We start from the raw sequence: 23,539 nt of genomic DNA, 5'->3' as shown, positions 1-23,539 counted from the left end.
ACCCACAACGAAGGAAAGGCAGACGACTATGGCAGACAACGTCCTGAGGGTCGGCATCGGCGGGCCCGTGGGCTCCGGCAAGACTGCGCTCACCGAGGCACTCGTGCCCATTTTCATCGCGGCCGGCCGGACCCCTGCGGTCATCACGAACGACATCTACACGCAGGAGGACGCCCACCACGTGCGGCGTGAGCTGGCGGGCATCCTGGATCCGGATCGGGTGGTCGGGGTGGAGACGGGCGCGTGCCCGCACACGGCGGTACGCGACGACCCGACGATGAACCTCGCGGCGGGAGAGGAGATGCTCGAGCGCTTCCCGGACGTGGACACGCTGCTCTACGAGTCCGGCGGGGACAACCTGACGCTCACCTTCTCGCCGTCCCTCGCGGACGTGTTCGTCTTCGTCCTGGACACCTCGGAGGGGGAGAAGATGCCCCGGAAACGAGGGCCCGGGATAACCGAGAGCGACATCCTGGTCATCAACAAGATCGACATCGCCCAGTACGTCCGCACGGACCTCGGCGTGATGGAACGCGACGCCCACGCGGTCCGCTCCGGGAAGCCGGTCGTCCTGACGAACTCGCTGGACGGCACCGGCGTCGAGGAGCTGTTCGCGCAGATCATGGCCGCGTGGGCGGGCGCGGAACGCGAGCGCGTCGCGTGACCTCCTCCGCCCTCGACGAGGCGGTCGCGGACGACCCGTCCGTCCCCGTGGAGTTCCCCGGCGGTCCGCGGCTGCAGGCGGCGCACTTCGAGCCGTCGCGGGTCCCGGTCGAGGTGGCGCGCTACGGCACGCGGGCGCATTCGCTTCCCGTGGGCGCGCCCGGGAAGGTGGGCATCCTCGAGCTCGATTTCGCGGTGCGGGGGACGGATAGCGCCGCCCGCACCGAGGTGGTGCACCACTATCAGAAGTCCCCGCTGCAGATCATGCGTCCGCTCTACTACAACGAACACCGCCCGGACATGCCCTACGTGTACGTGATGACCGCGGGCGGCGGCATCCTGCACAACGACCGGCAGCGCATGGACCTCGCCTTCGGGCCCGGGACATCCGCGCACGTGACCACGCAGGCCCACACGAAGGTGTACCGGATGGAGTCCGGTTATGCGACCTCCCTCGTGAACCTCGTGATCGCGGACGGCGCCTACGTCGAGTACCTGCCCGACCCGGTGATCCCCTACATCGACGCGCGCTTCTACCAGCGCACCGCCGTGACCCTCGACCCCGGCGCGACCCTCGTGGCGGGGGAGACCGTGTACGCGGGGCGCCTCAGCCGCGGCGAACGCCATGCCTACTCGGCATACGCGGGGGACTTCGAGGTGCGGCGCCCGGACGGCTCCGTCGTGGCGGTGGACCGGATGCGACTGGTTCCCCGAGACGGACGTGCCGGGGGCCCGGCGGTCATGCACGGTCGGGACGTCATGTCGAGCCTCTACGTGTTCAGTCCCCTGGTGGGTGCCGCCGAGATCGCCGACGCCCTGCACCGGGCGGCGTCGGGCGTCATCACGGAGGGGAACGGGGCCGAACGGTTCGGCGTCAGCATCCTCCCCGGTGACGTGGGCGCCTGGCTGCGGTTCGTCGGCGACGACACGGTGCTGTCGGCGGCGCTGCACCGAGCGGCGACATCCGCCGTGCACGAACTCCTCACCGGGCGTCCGGCTCCGGTGATCCGCAAGTAGCGCTCATGATCCCCGGGAGATGACATGACCACCACGACACGTTCGTCGACCGGATGGCGCAGTTGGGCGCTGGGGCTCGTGCACGGCCCCTCGCAGATCTACTTCCAGCAGAACGTGGTCACGGGCCTGCTGGTCCTGGTGGCCTTCTTCATCGCGGACTGGCGGATGGGCGTGCTCGCCTTGATCGGTGCCCTCGGCGGTATCCTCGGCGGTCGTCTGGTGCGTTACCCCGACTCGAGTGTGGCCGCCGGGATGGTGTCCTTCTGCGGCACCCTGGTGGGTGCAGCGGTCTTCGCTGCACTGGGCGGCGACCACTGGTGGTCCTACGTGCTGGCTTTCGCCGGCGGCATCCTGACCGGGCCGGTCACCTGGCTCGTGGACGCGCTGTTCACCCGGACCGCGTTGAAGAAGTTCCAGCTGCCGTACACGACGGCGCCGTTCGTCATCGTCGCGACGATCATCGCCCTGTCGACCCTGCCCCTGGCGGTCGAGGCGGCGGCATCGGATCTGCCCGACGATCCTCTGCCGGCCTTCCTGCTCTCCCTGCTGACCAACGTCTCCCAGGTCGTGCTCGTCGACAACCCGTGGGCGGGTGCGGTCATCCTGCTCGGGCTGTTCATCGCGAGCTGGAAAGTAGGGCTCGCCGCACTGATGGGCAGCCTCGTCGGGTCACTGACGGCGATCGTCATGGGGGAGTCCTGGAGCGAGCTGGCGAACGGGCTGGCGAACTACTCCGGTGTCCTCACCGCCATCGCGCTGGCGGTGACGTTCCTGAAGAGCAGTGCCGGGTCATGGCTCTATTCCCTGCCCTGGATCGTCGTGACGGCGGTGGTCACCGTGCTGTTCCATCGGCTCGACCTCGACACCTACACGTGGCCTTACATCCTGACCACCTGGGTGGCCCTGATCGTGGCCTTCTATGCCAGCGGCCTGAAACGGCCATGAGCCGGGGGCACACGGGCTGCGCTGCGGAGCGGCCGGTGCGAGGATGATGCCCATGTCCGCGGATGCGGGAGGAGCACGGCACGAGCGCCTGCATGCGACCGGCGGGTCGGACGCGGTGCGCGCCGCGGTCGCGGCCCTCCGCCAGCGCGGGCAGCGTGTCACCACCCCTCGACGCGTCGTGCTCGAGGTGCTGGCCGGCCACCCGGACCACCTCACGGCGGACGAGGTGGCGGGGATGATCGAGGGTGGGGAGGTGCACCGTGCGACCGTCTACCGCACGCTCGAGATGCTCGCTGCCGCCGGCGTGGTCTCGCAGCGGCAGACGCCCGGGGGCGCGGCGCGCTACCACCTGGCGGCGACCGGCCAGGGGAGGGAGCATCTGCACGGGTACTGCCGCCGGTGCGGCGACGTCGTGGTGCTGCCGTCCGACGCGCTGACGGAGGTCGTCCCCCGCGTCCGTGCGGCCACGGGGTTCCGGCTGGATGTCGCACAGTCCACCCTGGTCGGGCTCTGCGCGCGCTGTGCGCCCCCGGCGAAGCCCGGCGGATGGCGTCCGGCCGGCTAGCTCCGGTAGCCGAGGACGCTCTGCCGATAGCTCGTCGGCGTCATCCCCACCCGTGCCGTGAACAGTGCCCGCATGTTCGCCAGACGGGAGAATCCGGCCAGCGACGCCACCTCGGCGAGTGGCCGGCTCGGGTCTTCGCTGATGAGGCGCATCGCCGTGGCCAGGCGGTGCTGCGCGATGATGCCGGCGACGCCTTCATCGCCGGAGACGCGGCGGTAGAGCTGGCGTCTGCTGAACGCGAGCTCGCGGGCGATAGCGTCCACATCGAAGTTGGGGTCGGAGTGATGGTCGGCGATGAGCGTCCACACGCGATGATCGACCTCGTCGCCCTCGGCGGCGCGGATCACCGCCGGTCGCTGCTCCCGGAGGATGCCCCGCACGGTCGCGACCACGACGTCCTCGGCGGGAGCCGCCGACTCGCCGGTCGCGTCGGAGGGGGGCACGGAGAAGAGCACCCGGATGATCGCCCGCGACGCGCGCACCAGCACGGTGTCCTCCAGTGCGATGGCCGCGGGGGTGCCGGAGTGCGGCGGCAGCAGGCGGTCCGGCACGGCAGCGGCGAGAAGTGCCCCTGGCGTCTTGGACAGTGCCGCAGCGGGCGTGTCCGCGCAGACGATGCGCGCCTCCGGCGAACCGTTCCGGGTCGCATGCACGAGCACCGTGTAGTGCCGATCCGTGATGTCGACGACCGGCGACGGGGGCTCGTCGCGGACGCCGTCCCGGTAGGCGGAGAACAGCAGGACGGCGCCGAGTCGCAGCCGCTGCATCCGCGGTTGCGGGTCGTCCTCCTCCTCCGGCGGGGTGCCCGGCTCCCGTTCCTGGGCGGATTCCACCATGTGCGCACTCCCTCGTCCTGGCGCCTACGACACAGGCGGTGCGGTGCCATCCGAAAGGTCCGTCCGTGCCCGATGAGAACTTGATACTGACCCCGACGCGGCGATTCCCGGAGGGGTTGACAGGACCGGAACACGGATCCGTGACGCGTTCTCCGCGCCTCTGGCGGGGTGTGCCCCTCGGGGTTACATTTGCCGCATTGCGACCACGTCGCAGGACGGCCGGAGGAGGGAGTGGGTCCGATGCACGTGCCCGATGGATTCCTGGATCTGCCCACCTCGATCGCCACGGGGGCCGTGGCTGTCGCGGGCATCGCGGTGGCGCTTCCCCGCGCTCGCCGCGAGGCACTCGACGACCGCAAGGCACCGATGGTCGGCATCGTCGCCACGGTCATCTTCGCCGCTCAGATAATCAATTTCCCCGTCGGCGTCGGGACGAGTGGTCACCTCATGGGCGGGGCGCTCGCCGCCGTCCTGGTGGGACCCGCGACCGGCGTGCTCTGCCTCGCCGTCGTGCTGATCGTGCAGGCGCTGCTCTTCGCCGACGGCGGCATCACCGCCCTCGGCACCAACGTCACGCTCATGGCCCTCGTCACAGTGGTGGTCGGATGGTGGGTGTTCCGGGGATTCATGCTCATCCTGCCGGGCCGGCGCTGGTCGGTGCCGATCGCAGCGGCTGCGGGCGCCCTGGTGTCGGTACCCGCCGCAGCCGCCGTCTTCGCCGGACTCTTCATCGTGGGCGGGACCGTGGCGGTCCCGGCCGGAGCCGTGTTCGCGGCGATGCTCTCCTGGCACGCCGTGATCGGTGTGGGTGAGGCCGTCATCACCGCGCTCATCGTCTCGGCCGTCATGGCGACGCGACCGGACCTCGTCTACGGTGCCCGGTTCCAGCGGGCGGTGCGTCGCACGGCCCGCGCCCGAGGGGAGGTACCCGCATGACATCACGCCGCGCCGTGCCGGAGCGCGGTCCGCACCGGCGCATCTCGACCAGGGTGTTCACCGCCTGCGCGCTCGGCTTCGCCCTCCTCGTGGCCTGCGGCCTCAGCATCTGGGCGTCCAGTCAGCCGGACGGGCTCGAGTTCGTGGCCGAGTCGCTGGGGTTCCTTTCCGCAGCGGAAGACGGGGCGCTCAGCGCGGCTCCACTCGCCGACTACGGCGTCGCCGCGATCGAACAGCCGTGGGTGTCCGTCGCCGTGGCGGGGGCGATCGGATGCGCGGTCACGTTCGGGGTGTCCTGGGTGATCGGTCGGGTCGTCCGCTCCCGCGCGGATCGGACGTGACATGGTCCCGGAGCGGACGGACCCAGAGGGCGGGCAGACCTGGCTGCACCGGCTGACGCCCCGCACGAAACTGATCGTGCTGATCGCGGCCGCCGTCGTGATCGTCGCGACGCCCCGCGAGTGGGTGCCGGTGTTCGCCGGGTACGCGCTCGTGCTGCTTTGCCTGCTGGCCGCCGTCCGCGTGCCGCTCCGGCTGCTCGGGCGCCGCCTCAGCATCGAGATCCCGTTCGTCGTGTTCGCCATCCTGATGCCGTTCGTCGCAACCGGGCCGCGGGTGGACGTCGGCGGGATCGCGCTCTCGGTGCAAGGGCTGTGGGGTGCGTGGGCTCTGCTCGCCAAGGCGACGCTGGCTCTGCTGGCGGCCATCGTGTTCACGGCGACGACGGAGCCGCGTCGCATCGTCGCGGCGCTCGAGTCGCTCCGGATGCCGGCGCAGCTCACCGCGATCATCGGGTTCATGCTGCGCTACCTGGACGTGATCGGGGAGGAGTCGGCACGGATGCGGATCGCGCGCGAATCCCGGGGCTTCGGCACCCGTGGCCTGCGGGACTGGCGCACCCTGGCGCAGGGGGTCGGCGCGCTGTTCGTGCGTGCCCATGCCCGGGGTGAGCGCGTGCACCTCGCGATGCTCGCCCGTGGCCACAGCGAGGGCTCCGCCTGATGGGGGCGGTGCCGGCCGCGAGCGTGCGGTTCGACGATCTCCGCTTCACCTACCCCTCCGGTCGCTCGGCGGCCCCGGTCGTCCTCGACGGCGTGAGCTTCGCCGTCGAGCCCGGCGAGCGGGTGGCGGTGCTGGGCCCGAACGGCGCGGGCAAGACCACCCTCATGCTGCACCTGAACGGCACCCTCCGACCGGCATCGGGGACGGTGTCCATCGGCGGTGTCCCCGTTTCCGCAGGCAACGTGCGCGCCATCCGCCGGCGGGTGGGGCTCGTGTTCCAGGATCCCGACGACCAGCTCTTCATGCCGACGGTGGGGGAGGACGTGGCGTTCGGCCCGGCGAACTACGGCCTCCGCGGCGGAGAGCTCGACGAACGGGTGGGCGCGGCCCTCGCACAGGTCGGCCTGGGCGGCGCGGAGCACCGGTACCCGCAGCGGCTGTCGCTCGGCGAACGCCGACGCGCGGCGATCGCCACCATCCTCGCGATGGACGTCGAGGTCGTCGTGCTGGACGAACCCACCTCGAATCTCGACCCGTCCGCGCGCAGGGAGCTCTCCGCGACGCTCTCCGGGCTGGCCGCCACCGTGCTGGTCGTCACGCACGACCTGCCCTTCGCCCTGGAGGTGTGTCCGCGCGCGCTCATCCTCGACGGCGGGCGCATCGTCGCCGACGGTCCGACCCGGGAGCTCCTGGCCGACGCCGGGCTCATGGCCTCGCACGGACTGGAACTGCCCTGGGGGTTCGATCCGCGTACCGCGCCGGATCCGGCACGATCCGGGCGGAGCGGGGCGGGGGAAGAACCTGGCGGGCGCGTATCCTGACCACCTCGGGAGGGAGACGTCGTTGCCCACAGCGCTCATCACCGGTGCCGGCTCCGGCCTGGGTGCCGAGTACGCCCGTCAACTGGCCAGCCGCGGTGCCGACCTCATCCTCGTGGGCCGTGACCCGGCCGCGCTCGAACAGGTGGCCGGCCCGCTCCGCGCCCGCGTCGACGTGGAGGTGCTGCGAGCCGACCTCGTCGACCCGCGGGAACGCGCGCGCGTCGAGGCCCGGCTCGCGGACGAGGAGCACCCGGTCGACCTGCTGGTCAACAACGCGGGCTTCGGGTTACCGCTGGCCTTCGAGACCAACGACATCGAGGACGAGGCGCGGCACCTCGCGCTGCACGTCGAGGTGCCGATGCGGCTGACCCATGCGGCGCTCGGCCCGATGCTGGCGCGCGGACGCGGCCGCATCCTCAACGTCGCCTCCGTCGCGGCGTTCATGCCGCGTTCGACATACGGCGCCTGCAAGCAGTGGCTGGTGTCGTTCAGCCGGTGGGCGAATGCCGTCTACCGTCCCCGCGGGGTGACGGTCACGGCGGTCTGCCCCGGCTACACGCACACGGACTTCCACGCACGCCTCGGCCTTCCGCCCGGGCAGGAGGGCGTGCCCGGCTGGATGTGGCTGGAGGCGCGGGACGTGGTCCGGCTGTCGCTGCGGGACGTCGCCCGGGGTTCGGCGGTCTCCGTGCCGACCGTCCGCTACCGCATCCTCACGACGCTCGTGCGGGTGCTGCCGGATCGCCTGTCCGCCCGCCTCGGCATGACCGGCCGCTGACCCCAGCCCTCGCCCCCCAGCCCCCGCGGCCCCGCGGCGTCCGCACGACCGGGTGACGACGCGCCGGTGAGACGGCGGATGCGAGCGGCGCGCCGCCGCGCGCCCGTGCGCACGCCGTCTCCTCCCCAGGCGTCGGGGCGACGGGGCTGTCCACCGGGGCGAGGGGGGACCCGCGGCGCGGCGGGGAGGGGCGGATCGTGGCGGGATGGAGGAGCTCGGCGCGGTCCTTGGGCGGATGGGCGGGATCGCCCGCACGTCCGAGCTGCGGGGCGCCGGGGTGTCCGAGGGGGCGATCGCCGACGCGGTCGCCGACGGCGTGCTGGTCAGGGTGCGGCGCGGCACGTACGCCTCCGCGGAGACCCCCGCCCTCCTCAGGCACGCGCTCGCGCACGGCGGCGCACTCTGCTGCGCGTCGGCCGCGGCGCACCACGGGCTGTGGGTGCTCGAGCCCGAGGCGGCGCTGCATGTGTGGCTGGGACCGAACGGCCGCGCGCACGCGGCGGACGGGTGCCGCCCGCGCGTGCACCGCGACGAGGGGCGACACCCGCGCGGGATCGTCGCCCCACGCGTCGCGGTCCGCCAGATGCTCGACTGCCTCGGGGCGGAGGCGTTCTTCTGCGCGCTCGAGTCCGGGATGCGACACCGCATCCTCGGCGCGGCCGACGTCGCCTGGCTGCGCGAGCACGTCCCGCGTACCCGCCGCTGGCTCGTCGACCTCGCCCGGAAGGATGCGGACAGCGGCCTGGAATCCCTCATCCGCCTCCGTCTGCATCTGCTCGGCATCGAGGTGCGCACCCAGGTGCGCATCGGCGGAGTGGGCGTGGTGGACTTCGTCGTCGGCGACAGGTTGATCCTGGAGGCGGACGGGTCCACACACGGCGGGGACCACCGGCACCGCGACCTCGTGCGCGACGCCGTCGCGACGGTCCTGGGCTTCGTCACACTGCGCTATGACTACGCCCTCATCGTGCACGACTGGCCGTTGGTCGAGGACGCGATCCTGTCCGCCCTGGGGCGCGGCCTGCACCGCTCCAGCGGCATCCCCCACCGTCCGTTCTGAGCAGGGATGGTGTCCGCCCGCGTCCCGGGCAGGGTGGCGTCCGCACGAGCATCGGCGGGACGGCGGCGCGGCGCGGCCGCACTCTCGGCGCGTCGCGCGCCGGTCGTGCGGACACCGAGCGGCCGAGGGGCCCGGCGGAGCCCGGGGCCAGGGGAGGGGGTCAGGCGAAGCGGCCGAGGCGGATGCCGGCGAAGGCGAGCGCGGCGATCGTCTCGCCGTCGTGGATCCGCCCGTCCGAGACCATCGCCAGCGCCTCGGCGAAGGGGACCCAGGCCATCTCGTCGATGCCCTCCTCGCGCTGGGTGGCCGACGCATCCGCGCCCGAGGTGAGGCCCCGCGCCAGGAAGACGTGCTCGGGCGCCTCAGCGATGCCGTTCAGCGCGTTCATCGTGCCGAGCGGCGTCCACTCGGTGGCCGTCAGCCCGGTCTCCTCCCGCAGCTCGCGCTGCGCCGCGAGGAGCGGGTCCTCGCCGTCGGACCCGCCGGCCGGCACCTCCCAGGAGGGCCCCGTCGTGTACCGGTCCACCGCCACGAGGCAGACGCGGTCCTCCGCATCGAGGGCCACGACGAAGACGGCCGGATGCGTCATCCGCACGACGCCGTAGATGCCCTCCCCGTGCGGCCCCCGCACGGCGTCCTCCCGCACCTGGATCCACCGGTTCTCGTACACGGTGCGAGAGCCCCGGGTGTGCCACGTCATGCGATCAGCCTACGAGGGCGGACCGGACGGTCATCCCGGAACCGATACTCTGGGAGGATGACGCACACGGGAAACCCCTTCGGACAGGTTCTCGTCGCGCTCGTCACCCCGATGACGGCCGACGGTGAGGTCGATTGGCCCGCCGTCGAGAAGCACATCGACGACGTCATCACCGCCGGCGCCGACGGGATCGTCGTCACCGGCACGACGGGGGAGACCTCCACCCTCACCGACCCGGAGAAGCTCCGGCTCGTCGAGGTCGGCAAGGACGTCGCCGCGGGCCGCGCCAAGATCATCACCGGTGGCGGCTCGAACGAGACCGCGCACGCCATCGAGCTCTACAAGGCCAGTGAGCGCGCCGGTGCAGACGGCATCATGATCGTCACCCCGTACTACAACAAGCCCACCCAGGCCGGCATCCTGACGCACTTCCGGCTCGTCGCCGACGCGACGGACCTGCCCGTCATCCTGTACGACATCCCGGGCCGTACCGGAGTGCCGATCAAGTACGAAACGATCCTGCGTCTCGCCAAGCACCCGAACATCCTCGCCATCAAGGACGCCAAGGGTGATTTCAGCGAGGTCAGCCGGGTGCTGAATCAGACCGACCTCATGTACTTCTCCGGCGACGACGCCAACGTGCTCCCGCATCTCGCGATCGGGGCCACCGGGCTCATCGGGGTGACCGCGAACATCGCCGCGGCTCCCTACCGCGCGATCGTGGACGCCGTGAACCGGGGCGACCTCGCCGCGGCGACGGCGGAGCACAAGCGCCTGGAGCCGCTCGTGCGCGCCGTCATGACGCACGTGCCCGGCACCGTCTCGGCGAAGTACATCCTGCACGGACTGGGCCGCATCTCCAGCCCGCGCGTGCGCCTGCCCCTCGTCGGACCCGAGGAATGGGAGGCCGCCCTCATCGAGGACGAGCTCGACCTCGTGACCGACGTGCCCGGCGCCGACTTCTCCAACTTCCGCCCCGACCGCAACGCGGCCGCGGGCGGGGCCCTGCCGAAGGTGCACGGCACGACACGCTGACAACAGCTCGCCACGAGGCGAGCCGAAGAGCCCGCATCCCGCGGGCGGCCGCCGGAAGGCGGTGAGAACGGACGCGGCGCCCCGCCGCATCCGGAAAGGCACGCTATGGCAACGACCGTATACGACCCGCCCGCACTCGCCCCCGGAACCCTCCGCGTCTACCCTCTGGGCGGACTCGGCGAGGTCGGGCGCAACATGACCGTCTTCGAGTACGAGGGCAAGCTCCTCATCGTCGACTGCGGTGTGCTGTTCCCCGAGGAGCACCAGCCCGGGGTCGATCTGATCCTGCCGGACTTCACCCCCATCCGCGGGCGCCTGAACGACATCGTCGGCATCGTCCTCACCCACGGGCACGAGGACCACATCGGCGCGGTGCCGTACCTGCTGAAGCTGAAGAACGACATCCCCCTGATCGGTTCCGGCCTCACCCTCGCGCTCCTCGAGGCGAAGCTCAAGGAGCACCGGGTCAAGTCCTACACCATGACGGTGAAGGAAGGGCAGCACGAGAAGGTCGGGCCGTTCGACCTCGAGTTCGTCGCGGTGAACCACTCCATCCCCGACGCACTCGCCGTCTCCATCAAGACCCCCGCCGGCAACGTCCTCGTGACCGGTGACTTCAAGATGGACCAGCTGCCCCTCGACGGCCGGCTCACCGATCTGCGCGCGTTCGGCCGCCTCGGCGAGGAGGGTGTGGACCTCTTCCTCGTCGACTCCACCAACGCCGACGTCCCCGGCTTCACGCCCCTCGAACGCTCGATCGGACCGGTCCTCGACCAGGTGATCGCCAAGGCCCCCCGTCGCGTCATCGTCGCGAGCTTCTCCAGCCACGTGCACCGTGTCCAGCAGGTCATCGACGCGGCCGCCGCCAACGGTCGCCGGGTCGCGTTCCTCGGACGCAGCATGGTGCGCAACATGACGATCGCGGAGAACCTCGGCTACCTCACGGTGCCGGACGGCGTCCTCATCGACTACAAGAAGGCACGGGACATCCCCGACGACCGGATCGTCTACATGTCGACCGGATCGCAGGGAGAGCCGATGGCGGTGCTTTCCCGGATGGCGAACCTGGACCACGAGATCGAGCCCGGCCCCGGTGACACGGTCATCCTCGCCTCGAGCCTCATCCCGGGCAACGAGAACGCGGTCTACCGGGTGATCGACGGGCTGACCAAGCTCGGCGCGAACGTCGTGCACAAGGGCAACGCCAAGGTGCACGTGTCCGGCCACGCCGCAGCGGGCGAACTGCTCTACTGCTACAACATCCTCAAGCCCAAGAACGTGCTGCCCGTGCACGGCGAATACCGGCACCTGATGGCCAACGCGAAGCTGGCCCAGGACACCGGCATCCCGGCGGAGCGCACCATCCTCGGGGAGAACGGCACCGTCATCGACCTGAAGGACGGGGTGGCGACGGTCGTCGGGCAGCTCGACATCGGGTTCGTCTACGTGGACGGGTCGACGGTCGGGGAGATCACGGACGCCGATCTGAAGGACCGCAGGATCCTCGGCGAGGAGGGCTTCATCTCGGTGATCGTCGTGGTGGATGCGACGACCGGGCGGATCATCACCGGTCCGGAGATCCACGCGCGCGGCTTCGCCGAGGCGGACAAGGTCTTCGACGACGTCAAGCCCAAGATCGCGGCGGCCCTGGCCGAGGCGGCCGGGTCGGGCGTGCGGGACAGCCACGCGCTCTCCCAGGTGGTCCGACGCACGATCGGACGCTGGGTCAACCAGCGCCTGCGTCGTCGTCCGATGATCGTGCCGCTGGTCATCGAGGCCTAGACGCCGCACCGCTAGGATCGCGCCATGTCCGCGAGTGAACGCATCAGACCCGCCGTCCAGGCGGATGGTGCGTTCCTCGCGGACATGGTCGTCGAGGCGGCGAACTGGCGCCCCGGCGCCGCCCGTCCCCGTCACGCCGTACTGTCTTCCGAGGAGTACGGGCGGTACGTGACCGGATGGCAGCGGCCCGGCGACGCGGGCGTCGTGGCGCTCGATGACCAGGGCGAACCGATCGGAGCCGCCTGGTACCGCCTGCTGCCGCGCACCGCACCCGGGTTCGGCTACATCGCCACCGGGGTGCCGGAGCTCATCATCGGCGTGCGCCCCGTCTGGCGTGCGCACGGCGTCGGTCGCGCGCTGCTGCGCCGCCTGGCGGAGGTGGCGCGGTCGGAGGGGTACGGGCGGCTGAGTCTCAGCGTGGAGCGGGAGAACCACGCCGTCACGCTCTACCGCTCGGAGGGGTTCGCCGTGACCACTCCCGCCGTCGGCCGCGACACGATGGTGAAGCGGCTGCGCTGAGGCTCTCCCGCGTGGCAACCCCGGTAGGTCGGAGCTCCCGCCTACCGTGGGATCATGGCCCGCAGTACCGCCTCGACGCGCAACGCCCCCGCGAAGGGATCCTCCTCCCGCGGGCGCAAACCCGCACCCGCCCCGAAGCGTTACGTGGGTGACGAGGAGAAGCCTCCCGTCGTCGTGCGGGCCTGGATGGGGATCGCGCACCTGACCGGCGGGCTGTTCCGCACCTTCGGGCCGGAGACGCTCGAGAAGGACCAGCGGCGCGACGGCTTCCCCTTCCTGCTGGTGCTTCTGGCCATCATCGGCGCGGTCACGGAGTGGTTCCTGATCGGCACCGACGTCTCGGCGATCGTGAGCGCGTACAGCGTCGGCGGACTCGTCGGCCGGGTGTCGTTCGTGCTGCCGGTGCTGCTCATGCTGCTGGCGGGATGGCTGTTCCGGCATCCGTCCTCCGTGCACGACAACGGCCGGATCGGGATCGGATTCGCCCTCTTCATCCTGGCGATCGCGGGCTTCTGCCATGTCCTGGGCGGGCGGCCCCAGCCCAGCGGTGGCCTGCCCGCGCTGAGCGAGGCGGGCGGTCTGTTCGGCTGGATGGTGGGGGAGCCCCTCGCCCTGCTGATCACCCCGATCGGGGCCTACATCCTGCTGGCGCTGTTCGCCGTGCTGAGCGTGCTCATCCTGACCAAGACACCGCCGAACCGGATCGGACGCCGACTCGGCGACCTGTACGCCTGGATGTTCGGCGCGGAGCGCCCGGCCGAGGTCCCCGCCGGCGAACGTGCCGCGGACGAGGACGCGACCGAGACGATCCCCTGGTGGCGCCGGAACAAGACCGGCCGCGAGGAGGACCCCGACATGGGCGGGGACTCCGCGTCGCAGGACCTCACCGAGCTGCTGTTCACGCAGACCCGCGCCCAGGGCGGATTCGAGCAGGCGATCGAGCCCGTGGCTCCCGCGCCGCCGCTGCCGGCGCCCCCCTTGCCGTCCGCACCGGACGCGATGACCGAGGTCATCGACCCGTCCGTCATCGCCGCGGCCCGGCGCGCCGTCGCGGACGGACGCGCCGCCGGAGGCCTGCAGGACGACGGCGACACCGGTCCGCAGCCGGAACTGCCCGAGATCGACGGGTACGGAAGCAGCGGCGACCGGCTTCCCCCCTCGGCGCCCTACGCCCTGCCCTCGCTTGCGTCCCTGGTGCCCGGATCCGCCCCGAAGGAGCGCTCCGAGGCGAACGACGCGATCGTGCGGGCCGTCTCCGGCGTGTTCGAGCAGTTCGGCATCAACGCCCGGGTGACCGGTTTCTCCCGCGGCCCGACCGTCACCCAGTACGAGGTGGAGCTCGGCTCCGGCGTGAAGGTCGAGCGCATCACCGCGCTCACCAACAACATCGCCTACGCGGTGGCCTCCAACGAGGTGCGCATCCTCGCCCCGATCCCGGGCAAGAGCGCCATCGGCATCGAGATCCCGAACACGGATCGCGAGATCGTCACCCTCGGCGACATCCTCCGCTCGCCGGTCGCGCAGAAGTCCACCCACCCCATGACCATCGGCGTCGGCAAGGACGTCGGCGGCGGTTTCGTCGTGGCGAACCTCGCGAAGATGCCCCACCTGCTCGTGGCGGGATCCACCGGGTCCGGTAAGTCGAGCTTCGTGAACTCGATGATCACCAGCCTGCTGATGCGGGCGAAGCCCTCCGAAGTGCGGATGGTGCTCATCGACCCGAAGCGCGTCGAGCTCACCAACTACGCGGGCGTCCCGCACCTGATCACCCCCATCATCACGAACCCCAAGAAGGCCGCCGAGGCGCTGCAGTGGGTCGTGAAGGAGATGGACATGCGGTACGACGACCTGGCGTCGTTCGGCTTCCGCCACATCGACGACTTCAATACGGCCGTCGTCGCCGGAACGATCCAGCTCCCGCCGGGGTCCGAGCGGGTCCTCAAGCCCTACCCGTACCTGCTGGTGGTCGTGGACGAGCTCGCCGACCTGATGATGGTCGCTCCGCGCGACGTCGAGGACTCCATCGTGCGCATCACGCAGCTGGCGCGCGCGAGCGGCATCCACCTGGTGCTGGCCACGCAGCGGCCGAGCGTCGACGTCGTCACCGGCCTCATCAAGGCGAACGTGCCCTCCCGGCTGGCCTTCGCCGTGACGAGCGTCACCGACTCCCGGGTCATCCTCGACCAGCCCGGCGCGGACCGTCTGATCGGTCAGGGCGACGGCCTGTTCCTGCCCATGGGGGCGTCCAAGGCCGTGCGCGTCCAGGGGGCGTGGGTGAGCGAGGCGGAGATCGAGAAGGTCGTGCAGCACGTGACCCGGCAGGCGCGTCCGGAGTACCGCTCCGACGTGCAGGCGGTCGCCGAGAAGAAGGAGGTCGACGCCGACATCGGAGACGACCTCGAACTGCTGCTGGCCGCCGCCGAACTCGTCGTGTCGACACAGTTCGGGTCCACCTCGATGCTGCAGCGGAAGCTCCGGGTGGGTTTCGCGAAGGCCGGGCGCCTGATGGACCTGCTGGAGTCGCGCGAGATCGTCGGTCCGTCCGAGGGCTCCAAGGCCCGCGACGTGCTCGTCACGGCCGAGCAGCTGCCCGGTGTGATGGCACGCCTGCGGGGCGAGGACGAGCCGGCGCCCCAGGCGGACCCGTACGGTCCGGACGCGGTCTCGTCCCAGTTCGACGGGCTCGAAGTCGTCGAAGCCGAGGACGGGTCCGAGGACGCCTGGGGACTCACCGGACGCGACTGACCCCGCAGGGTCGCTAGGCTCGGATCGTGACGGTTCCCCGGCAGCTCCCCAACGCCATCACGATCGTGCGCATCCTGTGCGCACCGGTCTTCCTCTGGATGCTCCTCGCGGACGGCGGGGCGGACGGCGCCCTGCGGTGGGGGGCGGCGGCGCTGTTCATCGTGGCGATCGCGACCGACGGCATCGACGGTCACATCGCCCGGCGCAACGACATCGTCACGGACCTCGGCAAGCTCCTGGACCCGATCGCCGACAAGGTCCTCACCGGATGCGCGTTCGTCGGCCTGTCGATCCTCGCCGAGCTGCCCTGGTGGGTGACCGCGATCGTGCTGGTGAGGGAACTCGGCATCACGGTCTACCGGCTCATGGTGGTCAGTGACCACGTCCTCGCGGCGGCGTGGATGGGAAAGCTCAAGACCGTCGCGCAGGCGGTGGCGCTCTCCCTCGCACTGCTGCCGCTCGCCTCGCTCGTGGGCGATTGGATCGGCTGGGTCAACACGGTCACGATGTGGATCGCCGTCATCCTGACGATCGCCAGCGGCATCGACTACGTGGTCAGCGAGGTACGCGGACGGCGCACGCGCGCGAAGGGTGCCCCGCATGGAGCGTGATCCGCACAGCGGATCCGAGGTCGACGAATCGACCTCGATCGTCGCGGGCCGTGACACGGACGCGCAGCGGGTGCTCGCGCGCCTCGGCGAACTGCGGTGGACCATCGCCGTGGCCGAGTCGCTGACCGGCGGGATGCTGTGCAGCGAACTCGCCGCGGTTCCCGGTGCATCCGCGCACCTGCGCGGCGGCGTCGTGGCCTACGCCACCGACATCAAGCAGCGCCTCCTCGGCGTGGACGGCACGGTCCTCGAGATGGACGGCCCTGTGCAGCCCAAGGTCGCACGCCAGATGGCCGAGGGGGTGCGGGAAGCCCTCGCTCCCCGCGGCGGTCGGGTGGACGTCGGCGTGTCCACGACGGGCATCGCCGGGCCCGCCTCTCCCGACGGGCAACCGGTGGGCACGGTGTACGTGGGGGTCTCCACACCGCTCGGCACCCGCGTCGAGCTGCTGCAGCTGTCCGGGAACCGGGATGACATCCGCAGCGAGACGGTGCGCCGGGCGCTGCGGATGGTGCTGGAAGCCCTGTGACCTCGGGAACAAACCTCGTTTCGGAACGGTTACATTCGGTGATTCTCACCCGTTCTCCAGCGGCCGGGATTAGATTGACAGCGCACGTGGTTTCACCGTTACCCGCTCCGGGTACCGGGGGAGAGGCTAGAGGAGGGTTTCCGACATGATCCTGGTTCGTCACGAGATCGGCGAAGTCCTCCGCGACCTCCGCCAGCAGAAGGGCCGTACCCTCCGACAGGTCGCCAGCCGCGCGAGCGTCGCTCTCGGTTACCTGAGCGAGGTCGAACGCGGTCAGAAGGAGGCCTCGAGCGAGATCCTCGCCTCGGTGGCCGAAGCTCTGGACGTGCCCATCTCCACCATCATGCGCGAAGTGTCCGATCGGCTGTCGGTCCTCGAAGGCATCACCTCGTTCCCGGACGTCGTCCCCGACGAGCTCGTCGCGATGGCGACGCCCGAGCTCTCCCTGCGCTGAATGCGGCGCAGCGAGTTCGACCGCGCGGTCCGGGACGAGTTCGGGGCTCAGGGCGCGTACCTGGTCTCCGACCTGCACCTGTCCACCATGGCGGATCGCACCGCATCGGCCGCGCTGGACGCGGGCGAACCGGCCAGGGATGTGTGGCTCGCGCTCTGCACGGAGATGGACGTGCCGCTCGCCCGGCGCCACGGCGTCGGACGCATGGAGCCGCGCCGCTCCTGACGGCGTGTCGTCGAAGATCCGTTCGAGCGGAGCGTAGGCTCCTGCACAGACGGTGTCGATGAGACGTTTGTCCACGCCGCGGCGGATCCGACCTCGATGTCGGAACCCCGTCCTAGCGTGGACAGCGTCGAACGACACCCCGCCTTGTCGCAGGATCCGCTCATCCGAGCGGGACGCGACAGCCTACAGGCGACGGATCACGAGCAGAAGGAGCACGCCCATGCCATCACCCGCCGACCGCGAAAAGGCCCTCGAATCGGCCCTCGCCCAGATCGACCGGCAGTTCGGGAAGGGCTCGGTCATGCGGCTGGGCAGCGACGATCGCGCACCGGTCGAAGTCATCCCCACCGGCTCCATCGCCCTGGATGTGGCCCTCGGCATCGGCGGTCTCCCGCGCGGGCGCATCGTCGAGATCTACGGCCCGGAATCCTCGGGTAAGACGACGTTGACTCTGCACGCGATCGCGAACGCCCAGCGCGCCGGAGGCATCGCCGCCTTCATCGACGCGGAGCACGCGCTCGACCCCGACTACGCGATGAAGCTGGGCGTCGACATCGACCAGCTGCTGGTGTCCCAGCCCGACACCGGTGAGCAGGCCCTCGAGATCGCCGACATGCTCGTGCGCTCGGGATCCATCGATCTGATCGTCATCGACTCCGTGGCAGCCCTCGTGCCGAAGGCCGAGATCGAGGGCGACATGGGCGACTCGCACGTGGGGCTCCAGGCCCGCCTGATGTCGCAGGCGCTGCGAAAGCTCACCGGTGGGCTGAACCAGACGAACACCACCATGATCTTCATCAACCAGCTGCGCGAGAAGATCGGCGTGTTCTTCGGGTCCCCCGAGACGACGGCCGGCGGTAAGGCACTGAAGTTCTACGCGTCCGTGCGTCTGGACATCCGTCGCATCGAGACGTTGAAGGACGGTACGGACGCCGTGGGCAACCGCACCCGCGTCAAGGTCGTGAAGAACAAGATGGCCCCGCCGTTCAAGCAGGCGGAGTTCGACATCCTCTACGGCGTCGGCATCTCCCGTGAGGGCAGCCTCATCGACTTCGGCGTGGAGCACACCATCGTCAAGAAGTCCGGCGCCTGGTACACCTACGAGGGCGAGCAGCTGGGCCAGGGCAAGGAGAACGCCCGCAACTTCCTGCTGAAGAACCCGGACATCGCCGCGGACATCGAGCAGAAGATCAAGGTGAAGCTGGGCATCGGGCAGCCCCGCGGCGAGGCCGAGGCGGCTCCCGCCGTCGATGAGCTCGCCAAGAAGCGTCCGGCCTGATCATGCGCACCGGAGACGGGGGCGGGCCGGACCGGCTCGCCCCCGTGACCCCGCTGTTCGGGCCCCGCGGAGGGGCGGCCGTCCCGGCGGATGCGGAGCCGGTGGAGGAGCCGCTCGCCGAGCAGTGGCATCCCACCTGGCGAAGCGATCCCGCCCCCGGGCCAGGACGTCTTCCCGACGGGCTGCCCACGCGGACCTCGCGCGCGCGCCCGGTCTTCTTCACCGTCGACGACGCGGAGGATGTGGACGACGCGGGTGACGAGCACGCGGGTGACGAGCACGGGGGTGACGAGCACGGTGTCGATGCCGCGAGCACGCCGGATCTCGACGGAGCCGAGCGGATGCTGTTACGCAAACTCACCGCCCGGCAGCTCTCCGTGTCGGAGGCCAGGTCCCTCCTGCGGACGCAGGAGCTCGCATCGGACGCGGTCGAGCAGCTCATCGCGGTCTTCCTCGACCGTGGTTATCTCGACGACGGTCGGCTCGCGGAGCAACTCGTGCACGCGGGCAGCGAACGTAAGGGCCAGGGCCGCCGCGCCATCGCCCAGACCCTCTCCGCCCGCGGGGTCCCACGGGACGTCGCGGACGCGGCGCTGGCCGTCCTCCCCGATGACGATGCCGATCGTGCCCTGGAGTTCGCCCGGACGAAGGCGCGCCAGCTCCGGCATCTCGACGAGACCACGGCGCTGCGCCGGCTCATGGGACAGCTGTCCCGTCGCGGCTACCCGGGTTCGGTGGCGTCCGCGGCAGCCCGAACCGCGCTGAGCGAGAACTCTTCCGGCGGGGGCGTCCGCTTCAGCTGAAGCGGGTCCGCCCTCCCACCGGCGCGTCGTTACCCGCGCAGGGCGAACAGGTCGGTCACCAGGCCGAAGAGTTCCGACTGCGTCTCGGCCGAGACGGGCGAGTCCGGATCGGAGGCGAGGACGACGACCGTCAGCACCCTGCCATCGGTGTGCTGCGCCCGCCACGACCCGGCGAGGACGCCCGGGGATGAGCCGCCCTTGAAGGCGATCCCGGTCCAGGTGCCCGCGTCCAGGGGGAGTCCCGGGTTCTCGGTGAGTACCGCCGCGACGTTCGAGTCGGCCGTGGCACGCTCGGCGAGGGCCTCGTGCGCGTGGGCGACGTCCCGGGCGGTCGCGAACCACTCGAGACCCTGGCCCCACCGGGGCGTGTCGTCGGCATCCGCGACGTCGACCCGGAAAGGCCGGTCCGCCAGTTCCGCGAGCACGTCACGACGTGCCTGCTCGTCGCCCCCGGCCCAGGCGGCGACGAGTTCCGCGTGGCCGCCCCAGAGCAGCGCGAAGAACTCGCGAGTTGTCGGGAACGGGCGCAGCGCGGCGGGGTCGTGGTGGCCCATGGCGGCGACCGCGTCCTCCACGGCATCGCGCCCGACCGCACCGATGAGCAGATCGGTGGCCGTGTTGTCGCTGATGGCGATCATCTTCCGGGCGGCTTCGGCCACCGTGACGGTCGTCCCCGGCGGGGCGTCCTGCAGCTCTCCGGACGGGAGGCTGCGCACGTCGTCGGTCACGGTGAGGGCCTCCTCCCAGGTCAGCCGGCCCGCCGCAACGGCGTCCGCGACCGCTCCCAGCACGTAGAGCTTGAACACCGAGCCGAGGGGCGCGGACGTGTCCGGTTCGTGCTCGATGAGCGGGCGGCCGTCCTCGAGCACGAGTGCCCTGACCTCCCCCGGCAGCGTCTGCAGCCGTTCCGCCACCTCGTCGACGGTGCCCGCGCTCTCGCGGGGCGGAGCCGCCGGGGCGAGCAGCAGCCCGGTGATGCGGTCCTCGGCGTCCACGACGACCGACATGTCGAACGGCTCGCCCCGGCGCCCCTCGACCGTGATGACCGCCTCGCGCTCCGCTCCGCGATACGCGGTCGCGACGAGTGGCCGAGCAGGACGGATCCGGGTGTTGATGAGTTCCGTCACCTCGTCCGCGCTGACCTCGGCGCGGAAGTCCGGATGCATACGCCCTTCCCACTGCTGGACGGTGGAATCCGCGTCGGCGTTCATGACCTCGAGCACCCAGCCCGCCATCCGCCCCGCCGCCGTGTCGGGCAGGGCGACCTCGCTCGGAGGTGCCGCGGGGGAGACGGACGACGCGCAGCCGGTCAGTACCAACAGAGCGGCCGTCACGACGACCGAGACCACCACGCGCATGTGCCCGCACCCTCTTCCCGGCGACAACCCACGGAACGCCTCCTCCCGACGCTACCCATGCGCACCCGCCGGCGGCCTCCACCCGGAGAGGGAGATGGGGCACTCATCCTCCCGCTTCCCCTATGCTCGCAATCGTGACCCGCACACGCCGCGCACATCGTCGTCGCTGGCCGTTCGTCATCGGGGGAATCGTGGTCGCGGTGGGGATCCTCGCCGTGGTGGCCATCCCCCTCGCGAGCGCCCAGCTGCTGCTGACGCCGCACCACAGCCTCACGACCGCAGCCGGAAGCGTGCAGTCCGTGGGCGAGGGGGAGATCACCCTGTCCCGCACGGATGCCGGGGCACGCGCGGGCACCTATGGTCTCACCTGGTCCACCGACGACGGCCCGAGCGGTGAGGCCGTCGTCGGCCCCGTGCTGCGCTCGGACGAGACCTCCATCACCCGAGTGTTCGCACCCACGGACGGTACGCCGCCGGTGGGGGCGAAGGTCTCGCTCAACCCGAACATGTGGACGGGGGACCCCGCCACGGCGCTCGGCCTGGAGTTCGAAGACGTCGAGGTGGCCGGTGAACTCGGCGCGATGCCCGCGTGGTTCGTCCCCGGCGACGGCGACACCTGGGTGCTGTTCGTGCACGGCATCGACGGATTGCGTCAGAGCGGGCTGCGGCCCCTGACGACGATCGCCGAGAAGAAGCTGCCCACCCTGCTCATCACCTACCGCAACGACGTGGGAGCGCCGCCCAGCCCGAACGGTCTGTTCAGCCTCGGTGAGCGCGAGTGGCGCGACCTCGAGGCCGCCGCAGACTTCGCCCTCGCCCAAGGTGCGGAGAAGTTCGTGCTCTACGGCGACTCCATGGGCGGCAGCATCGTCACGCGGTTCATGCACGAGTCACCGCACGCGGAGCGGGTGGTCGGCATGGTCCTGGACGCACCCGTCCTGGACTGGTCCGCGGTCATCGCCGGACAGGCCGACCGTCTGCACCTCGGGTGGTTCACGCCGCTCGTACAGGCGGTGGTGCAGTGGCGCGGAGACCTGTCCCTGTCCACCCTCGACGAGCTCGACCAGACCGAGGTCTTCGACCGTATGCCGGTGCTGCTCTTCCAAGGACTGGCCGATCCGCTCGTCCCGCACGTCGACAGTGAGGGCTTCGCGCGTTCGTTGCCGGATGCGCAGTACGTGCCGGTCCCCGGCGCGGGGCACATCCAGAGCTGGAACGTGGACCCGGAGGGCTACGCGCAGCACCTCGCGACATTCCTGGCCCCCTTCGCGCCGTCCGCGGCACCCTGATCGATCCCGCGCATCCCCGGGCGGAACGTAGAATGAGCGTCATCATGACTGCCCCCTTCAGTGCGCCGACCCTGATCGCCCCGTCCCGTGCGGCGGTCTCCGAGAGCGGCGACGCACGCACCTACGAGGTGCGCACCTTCGGCTGCCAGATGAACGTGCACGACTCCGAGCGGCTGTCCGGATCCCTGGAGAGCGCCGGGTACGTGCGCGCCGAGGACGGCACCGAGGCCGATGTCATCGTCATCAACACCTGTGCCGTGCGCGACAACGCCGCGGGCAAGCTGTACGGCACCCTCGGTCACCTCAAGTCCCGTAAGGACGCCCACGCGGGGATGCAGATCGCGGTGGGCGGCTGCCTCGCGCAGATGGACAAGGACACCGTCCTGGACAAAGCCCCCTGGGTGGACGTCGTGTTCGGCACGCACAACATGGGGTCGTTGCCGAGCCTGCTCGAACGCGCCCGCCACAACGGCGAGGCGGAACTCGAGATCCTCGAATCGCTCGACGTGTTCCCCTCCACCCTGCCCACCAAGCGCGACAGCATCTACAGCGGCTGGGTGTCGATCTCGGTCGGCTGCAACAACACCTGCACCTTCTGCATCGTGCCGAGCCTGCGCGGCAAGGAGAAGGACCGCCGTCCCGGCGACATCCTGAGCGAGATCCGCCTGCTCGTGGACGACGGCGCACTCGAGGTGACCCTGCTCGGCCAGAACGTCAACTCCTACGGGGTCGAGTTCGGCGACCGCCAGGCGTTCGGGAAGCTCCTGCGCGCAGCAGGCGAGATCGAAGGTCTGGAGCGCATCCGCTTCACCAGTCCGCACCCGGCGGCCTTCACCGACGACGTCATCGATGCGATGGCGGAGACCCCTGCCGTCATGCCGCAGCTGCACATGCCCCTGCAGTCGGGCAGCGACCGGATCCTGAAGGCCATGCGGCGGTCGTACCGTTCGGAGAAGTTCCTCGGCATCCTCGACCGCGTCCGCGACCGCATCCCGCACGCGGCGATCTCGACCGACATCATCGTGGGCTTCCCCGGTGAGACGGAGGAGGACTTCCAGGAGACGCTGCGGGTCGTGGAACAGGCGAGGTTCGCCAGCGCGTTCACGTTCCAGTACTCGATCCGGGAGGGCACACCGGCGGCCACCATGCCGGACCAGGTGCCCAAGGCCGTCGTCCAGGAGCGCTACGAGCGTCTCGTCGCCCTCCAGGAGCGGATCTCGCTCGAGGAGAACCAGAAGCAGCTCGGCCGGGAGGTCGAGGTGCTCGTGTCCACCGGGGAGGGCAAGAAGGATGCCGCCACGCACCGGCTGACCGGACGCGCCGAGGACAACCGCCTGGTCCACTTCGAGCTGCCGGCCGGATCCGAGAAGCCGCGTCCCGGCGACATCGTCACCGTCCGGATCACGCACGCCGCCCCCTTCCACCTGCTCGCGGATGCGCCCGACGGAGCGCCGCTGCGGGTGCGGCGCACGCGCTCGGGCGACGCCTGGGATCGGGCACAGGCCGCGTCCTGCGGCGTGCCGGCCGACCCGGGTGCACCGCGCGCGGTCTCCCTCGGGCTTCCCGCACTGCGCCCGGAGGCGTGAA

25 protein-coding genes are annotated in these 23,539 nt (G+C 70.8%); 22 read left to right on the top strand and 3 right to left on the bottom strand.

Annotation, left to right across the window (positions count from 1 at the left end):
- The first annotated feature begins 28 nt into the window (after positions 1–28).
- The 4 genes from ureG to F6J84_RS10225 are packed head-to-tail and all read left to right on the top strand — an operon-like array spanning position 29 to position 3,190.
- The gene (gene ureG, locus F6J84_RS10240) at positions 29–664 is read left to right on the top strand and encodes an urease accessory protein UreG (RefSeq protein WP_150895392.1); all 636 of its coding nucleotides are present in this window, start codon (positions 29–31) and stop codon (positions 662–664) included.
- Entirely contained in the window at positions 661–1,680 is a 1,020-nt protein-coding gene (locus F6J84_RS10235; protein WP_202980443.1) for an urease accessory protein UreD, read from the top strand. The genes ureG and F6J84_RS10235 overlap by 4 nt, the downstream gene beginning before the upstream one ends.
- Positions 1,681–1,704: 24 nt before the next feature.
- On the top strand, positions 1,705–2,625 hold the full coding sequence (locus F6J84_RS10230) for an urea transporter (RefSeq protein WP_150973492.1): 921 nt from the start codon (positions 1,705–1,707) through the stop codon (positions 2,623–2,625).
- 52 nt (positions 2,626–2,677) lie between these two features.
- A complete protein-coding gene (locus F6J84_RS10225; protein WP_191905637.1) occupies positions 2,678–3,190 on the top strand; it encodes a Fur family transcriptional regulator in 513 nt (170 codons plus the stop codon).
- On the opposite strand, the gene F6J84_RS10220 is transcribed toward F6J84_RS10225, so the two are convergent.
- Positions 3,187–4,026 carry an AraC family transcriptional regulator gene (locus F6J84_RS10220; protein ID WP_150973488.1) on the bottom strand — a complete coding sequence of 280 codons (840 nt, stop codon included), beginning with the start codon at positions 4,024–4,026 and terminating at the stop codon, positions 3,187–3,189. The two genes, F6J84_RS10225 and F6J84_RS10220, sit on opposite strands and share 4 nt — an antisense overlap.
- 240 nt (positions 4,027–4,266) lie before the next feature.
- Between F6J84_RS10220 and F6J84_RS10215 the strand changes: the two genes are divergently transcribed.
- The 6 genes from F6J84_RS10215 to F6J84_RS10190 all read left to right on the top strand — a co-directional run bounded on the left by F6J84_RS10215 (position 4,267) and on the right by F6J84_RS10190 (position 8,623).
- Entirely contained in the window at positions 4,267–4,962 is a 696-nt protein-coding gene (locus tag F6J84_RS10215) for an energy-coupling factor ABC transporter permease (RefSeq protein WP_150973486.1), read from the top strand.
- Positions 4,959–5,303 (top strand): PDGLE domain-containing protein, encoded by a 345-nt coding sequence (locus F6J84_RS10210; RefSeq protein ID WP_150973484.1) that lies wholly within the window; start codon positions 4,959–4,961, stop codon positions 5,301–5,303. Before F6J84_RS10215 ends, F6J84_RS10210 begins: the two co-directional genes overlap by 4 nt.
- Before the next feature lies 1 nt (position 5,304).
- Positions 5,305–5,964: a cobalt ECF transporter T component CbiQ gene (cbiQ, locus tag F6J84_RS10205; protein WP_150973482.1), complete on the top strand. Its 660-nt coding sequence runs from the start codon at positions 5,305–5,307 to the stop codon at positions 5,962–5,964.
- Positions 5,964–6,785, top strand: a complete 822-nt coding sequence (locus tag F6J84_RS10200) for an energy-coupling factor ABC transporter ATP-binding protein (protein ID WP_150973480.1) — start codon at positions 5,964–5,966, stop codon at positions 6,783–6,785. Before cbiQ ends, F6J84_RS10200 begins: the two co-directional genes overlap by 1 nt.
- Positions 6,786–6,807: 22 nt before the next feature.
- Positions 6,808–7,563 carry an SDR family NAD(P)-dependent oxidoreductase gene (locus F6J84_RS10195; RefSeq protein ID WP_150973478.1) on the top strand — a complete coding sequence of 252 codons (756 nt, stop codon included), beginning with the start codon at positions 6,808–6,810 and terminating at the stop codon, positions 7,561–7,563.
- 205 nt (positions 7,564–7,768) lie between these two features.
- Positions 7,769–8,623 carry a type IV toxin-antitoxin system AbiEi family antitoxin domain-containing protein gene (locus F6J84_RS10190; protein WP_238702456.1) on the top strand — a complete coding sequence of 285 codons (855 nt, stop codon included), beginning with the start codon at positions 7,769–7,771 and terminating at the stop codon, positions 8,621–8,623.
- A 160-nt stretch (positions 8,624–8,783) separates the two neighbouring features.
- Here the strand turns inward: F6J84_RS10190 and F6J84_RS10185 are convergent, their stop codons facing one another.
- Positions 8,784–9,323 carry an NUDIX domain-containing protein gene (locus F6J84_RS10185; RefSeq protein WP_150973476.1) on the bottom strand — a complete coding sequence of 180 codons (540 nt, stop codon included), beginning with the start codon at positions 9,321–9,323 and terminating at the stop codon, positions 8,784–8,786.
- Positions 9,324–9,380: 57 nt separating this feature from the next.
- On the opposite strand from F6J84_RS10185, the gene dapA reads away from it, so the two are divergent.
- The 10 genes from dapA to F6J84_RS10135 all read left to right on the top strand — a co-directional run bounded on the left by dapA (position 9,381) and on the right by F6J84_RS10135 (position 19,305).
- Entirely contained in the window at positions 9,381–10,358 is a 978-nt protein-coding gene (dapA, locus tag F6J84_RS10180; RefSeq protein WP_150973474.1) for a 4-hydroxy-tetrahydrodipicolinate synthase, read from the top strand.
- Positions 10,359–10,463: 105 nt separating this feature from the next.
- Positions 10,464–12,140: a ribonuclease J gene (locus F6J84_RS10175; protein WP_150973472.1), complete on the top strand. Its 1,677-nt coding sequence runs from the start codon at positions 10,464–10,466 to the stop codon at positions 12,138–12,140.
- Positions 12,141–12,164: 24 nt separating this feature from the next.
- The gene (locus F6J84_RS10170; RefSeq protein ID WP_150973470.1) at positions 12,165–12,659 is read left to right on the top strand and encodes a GNAT family N-acetyltransferase; all 495 of its coding nucleotides are present in this window, start codon (positions 12,165–12,167) and stop codon (positions 12,657–12,659) included.
- Positions 12,660–12,713: 54 nt separating this feature from the next.
- Positions 12,714–15,404 (top strand): FtsK/SpoIIIE family DNA translocase, encoded by a 2,691-nt coding sequence (locus F6J84_RS10165; protein WP_150973468.1) that lies wholly within the window; start codon positions 12,714–12,716, stop codon positions 15,402–15,404.
- A 26-nt stretch (positions 15,405–15,430) separates the two neighbouring features.
- Entirely contained in the window at positions 15,431–16,015 is a 585-nt protein-coding gene (gene pgsA, locus F6J84_RS10160) for a CDP-diacylglycerol--glycerol-3-phosphate 3-phosphatidyltransferase (protein WP_150973466.1), read from the top strand.
- Positions 16,005–16,544 (top strand): CinA family protein, encoded by a 540-nt coding sequence (locus F6J84_RS10155; RefSeq protein WP_150973464.1) that lies wholly within the window; start codon positions 16,005–16,007, stop codon positions 16,542–16,544. Before pgsA ends, F6J84_RS10155 begins: the two co-directional genes overlap by 11 nt.
- Positions 16,545–16,689: 145 nt before the next feature.
- Positions 16,690–16,998, top strand: a complete 309-nt coding sequence (locus F6J84_RS10150) for a helix-turn-helix domain-containing protein (RefSeq protein WP_150895357.1) — start codon at positions 16,690–16,692, stop codon at positions 16,996–16,998.
- Entirely contained in the window at positions 16,999–17,223 is a 225-nt protein-coding gene (locus tag F6J84_RS10145) for a DUF3046 domain-containing protein (RefSeq protein ID WP_150973462.1), read from the top strand.
- A gap of 220 nt (positions 17,224–17,443) precedes the next feature.
- A complete protein-coding gene (gene recA, locus F6J84_RS10140; RefSeq protein WP_150895353.1) occupies positions 17,444–18,502 on the top strand; it encodes a recombinase RecA in 1,059 nt (352 codons plus the stop codon).
- A 2-nt stretch (positions 18,503–18,504) separates the two neighbouring features.
- Positions 18,505–19,305, top strand: coding sequence for a regulatory protein RecX (locus F6J84_RS10135; protein ID WP_150973460.1), 801 nt, complete (start codon positions 18,505–18,507; stop codon positions 19,303–19,305).
- A 29-nt stretch (positions 19,306–19,334) separates the two neighbouring features.
- Here F6J84_RS10135 and F6J84_RS10130 read toward each other — a convergent pair whose 3' ends face one another.
- Positions 19,335–20,663, bottom strand: a complete 1,329-nt coding sequence (locus F6J84_RS10130) for a serine hydrolase (RefSeq protein ID WP_150973458.1) — start codon at positions 20,661–20,663, stop codon at positions 19,335–19,337.
- Between the two features lie 134 nt (positions 20,664–20,797).
- On the opposite strand from F6J84_RS10130, the gene F6J84_RS10125 reads away from it, so the two are divergent.
- Positions 20,798–21,952: an alpha/beta hydrolase family protein gene (locus F6J84_RS10125; protein WP_191905636.1), complete on the top strand. Its 1,155-nt coding sequence runs from the start codon at positions 20,798–20,800 to the stop codon at positions 21,950–21,952.
- Positions 21,953–21,996: 44 nt separating this feature from the next.
- Entirely contained in the window at positions 21,997–23,538 is a 1,542-nt protein-coding gene (gene miaB / locus F6J84_RS10120; protein WP_150973454.1) for a tRNA (N6-isopentenyl adenosine(37)-C2)-methylthiotransferase MiaB, read from the top strand.
- Position 23,539: the final 1 nt, after the last annotated feature.

It is taken from the genome of Microbacterium caowuchunii, assembly GCF_008727755.1.
In the GTDB taxonomy this organism is placed as follows: Bacteria; Actinomycetota; Actinomycetes; order Actinomycetales; family Microbacteriaceae; genus Microbacterium; species Microbacterium caowuchunii.
The sequence above is the reverse complement of the archived record's forward strand: the minus strand, read 5'-3'. Positions and strand labels throughout refer to the sequence as shown.

What these genes read in the sequence shown, in the direction of transcription:
- ureG (WP_150895392.1), top strand. Translation starts at nt 29, where the DNA reads ATGGCAGACAACGTCCTGAGGGTCGGCATCGGCGGGCCCGTGGGCTCC.
- F6J84_RS10230 (WP_150973492.1), top strand. Translation starts at nt 1,705, where the DNA reads ATGACCACCACGACACGTTCGTCGACCGGATGGCGCAGTTGGGCGCTG.
- F6J84_RS10225 (WP_191905637.1), top strand. Translation starts at nt 2,678, where the DNA reads ATGTCCGCGGATGCGGGAGGAGCACGGCACGAGCGCCTGCATGCGACC.
- F6J84_RS10220 (WP_150973488.1), bottom strand. Translation starts at nt 4,026, where the DNA reads ATGGTGGAATCCGCCCAGGAACGGGAGCCGGGCACCCCGCCGGAGGAG.
- F6J84_RS10215 (WP_150973486.1), top strand. Translation starts at nt 4,267, where the DNA reads ATGCACGTGCCCGATGGATTCCTGGATCTGCCCACCTCGATCGCCACG.
- F6J84_RS10210 (WP_150973484.1), top strand. Translation starts at nt 4,959, where the DNA reads ATGACATCACGCCGCGCCGTGCCGGAGCGCGGTCCGCACCGGCGCATC.
- cbiQ (WP_150973482.1), top strand. Translation starts at nt 5,305, where the DNA reads ATGGTCCCGGAGCGGACGGACCCAGAGGGCGGGCAGACCTGGCTGCAC.
- F6J84_RS10200 (WP_150973480.1), top strand. Translation starts at nt 5,964, where the DNA reads ATGGGGGCGGTGCCGGCCGCGAGCGTGCGGTTCGACGATCTCCGCTTC.
- F6J84_RS10190 (WP_238702456.1), top strand. Translation starts at nt 7,769, where the DNA reads ATGGAGGAGCTCGGCGCGGTCCTTGGGCGGATGGGCGGGATCGCCCGC.
- F6J84_RS10185 (WP_150973476.1), bottom strand. Translation starts at nt 9,323, where the DNA reads ATGACGTGGCACACCCGGGGCTCTCGCACCGTGTACGAGAACCGGTGG.
- dapA (WP_150973474.1), top strand. Translation starts at nt 9,381, where the DNA reads ATGACGCACACGGGAAACCCCTTCGGACAGGTTCTCGTCGCGCTCGTC.
- F6J84_RS10175 (WP_150973472.1), top strand. Translation starts at nt 10,464, where the DNA reads ATGGCAACGACCGTATACGACCCGCCCGCACTCGCCCCCGGAACCCTC.
- F6J84_RS10170 (WP_150973470.1), top strand. Translation starts at nt 12,165, where the DNA reads ATGTCCGCGAGTGAACGCATCAGACCCGCCGTCCAGGCGGATGGTGCG.
- F6J84_RS10165 (WP_150973468.1), top strand. Translation starts at nt 12,714, where the DNA reads ATGGCCCGCAGTACCGCCTCGACGCGCAACGCCCCCGCGAAGGGATCC.
- F6J84_RS10155 (WP_150973464.1), top strand. Translation starts at nt 16,005, where the DNA reads ATGGAGCGTGATCCGCACAGCGGATCCGAGGTCGACGAATCGACCTCG.
- F6J84_RS10150 (WP_150895357.1), top strand. Translation starts at nt 16,690, where the DNA reads ATGATCCTGGTTCGTCACGAGATCGGCGAAGTCCTCCGCGACCTCCGC.
- F6J84_RS10145 (WP_150973462.1), top strand. Translation starts at nt 16,999, where the DNA reads ATGCGGCGCAGCGAGTTCGACCGCGCGGTCCGGGACGAGTTCGGGGCT.
- recA (WP_150895353.1), top strand. Translation starts at nt 17,444, where the DNA reads ATGCCATCACCCGCCGACCGCGAAAAGGCCCTCGAATCGGCCCTCGCC.
- F6J84_RS10135 (WP_150973460.1), top strand. Translation starts at nt 18,505, where the DNA reads ATGCGCACCGGAGACGGGGGCGGGCCGGACCGGCTCGCCCCCGTGACC.
- F6J84_RS10130 (WP_150973458.1), bottom strand. Translation starts at nt 20,663, where the DNA reads ATGCGCGTGGTGGTCTCGGTCGTCGTGACGGCCGCTCTGTTGGTACTG.
- miaB (WP_150973454.1), top strand. Translation starts at nt 21,997, where the DNA reads ATGACTGCCCCCTTCAGTGCGCCGACCCTGATCGCCCCGTCCCGTGCG.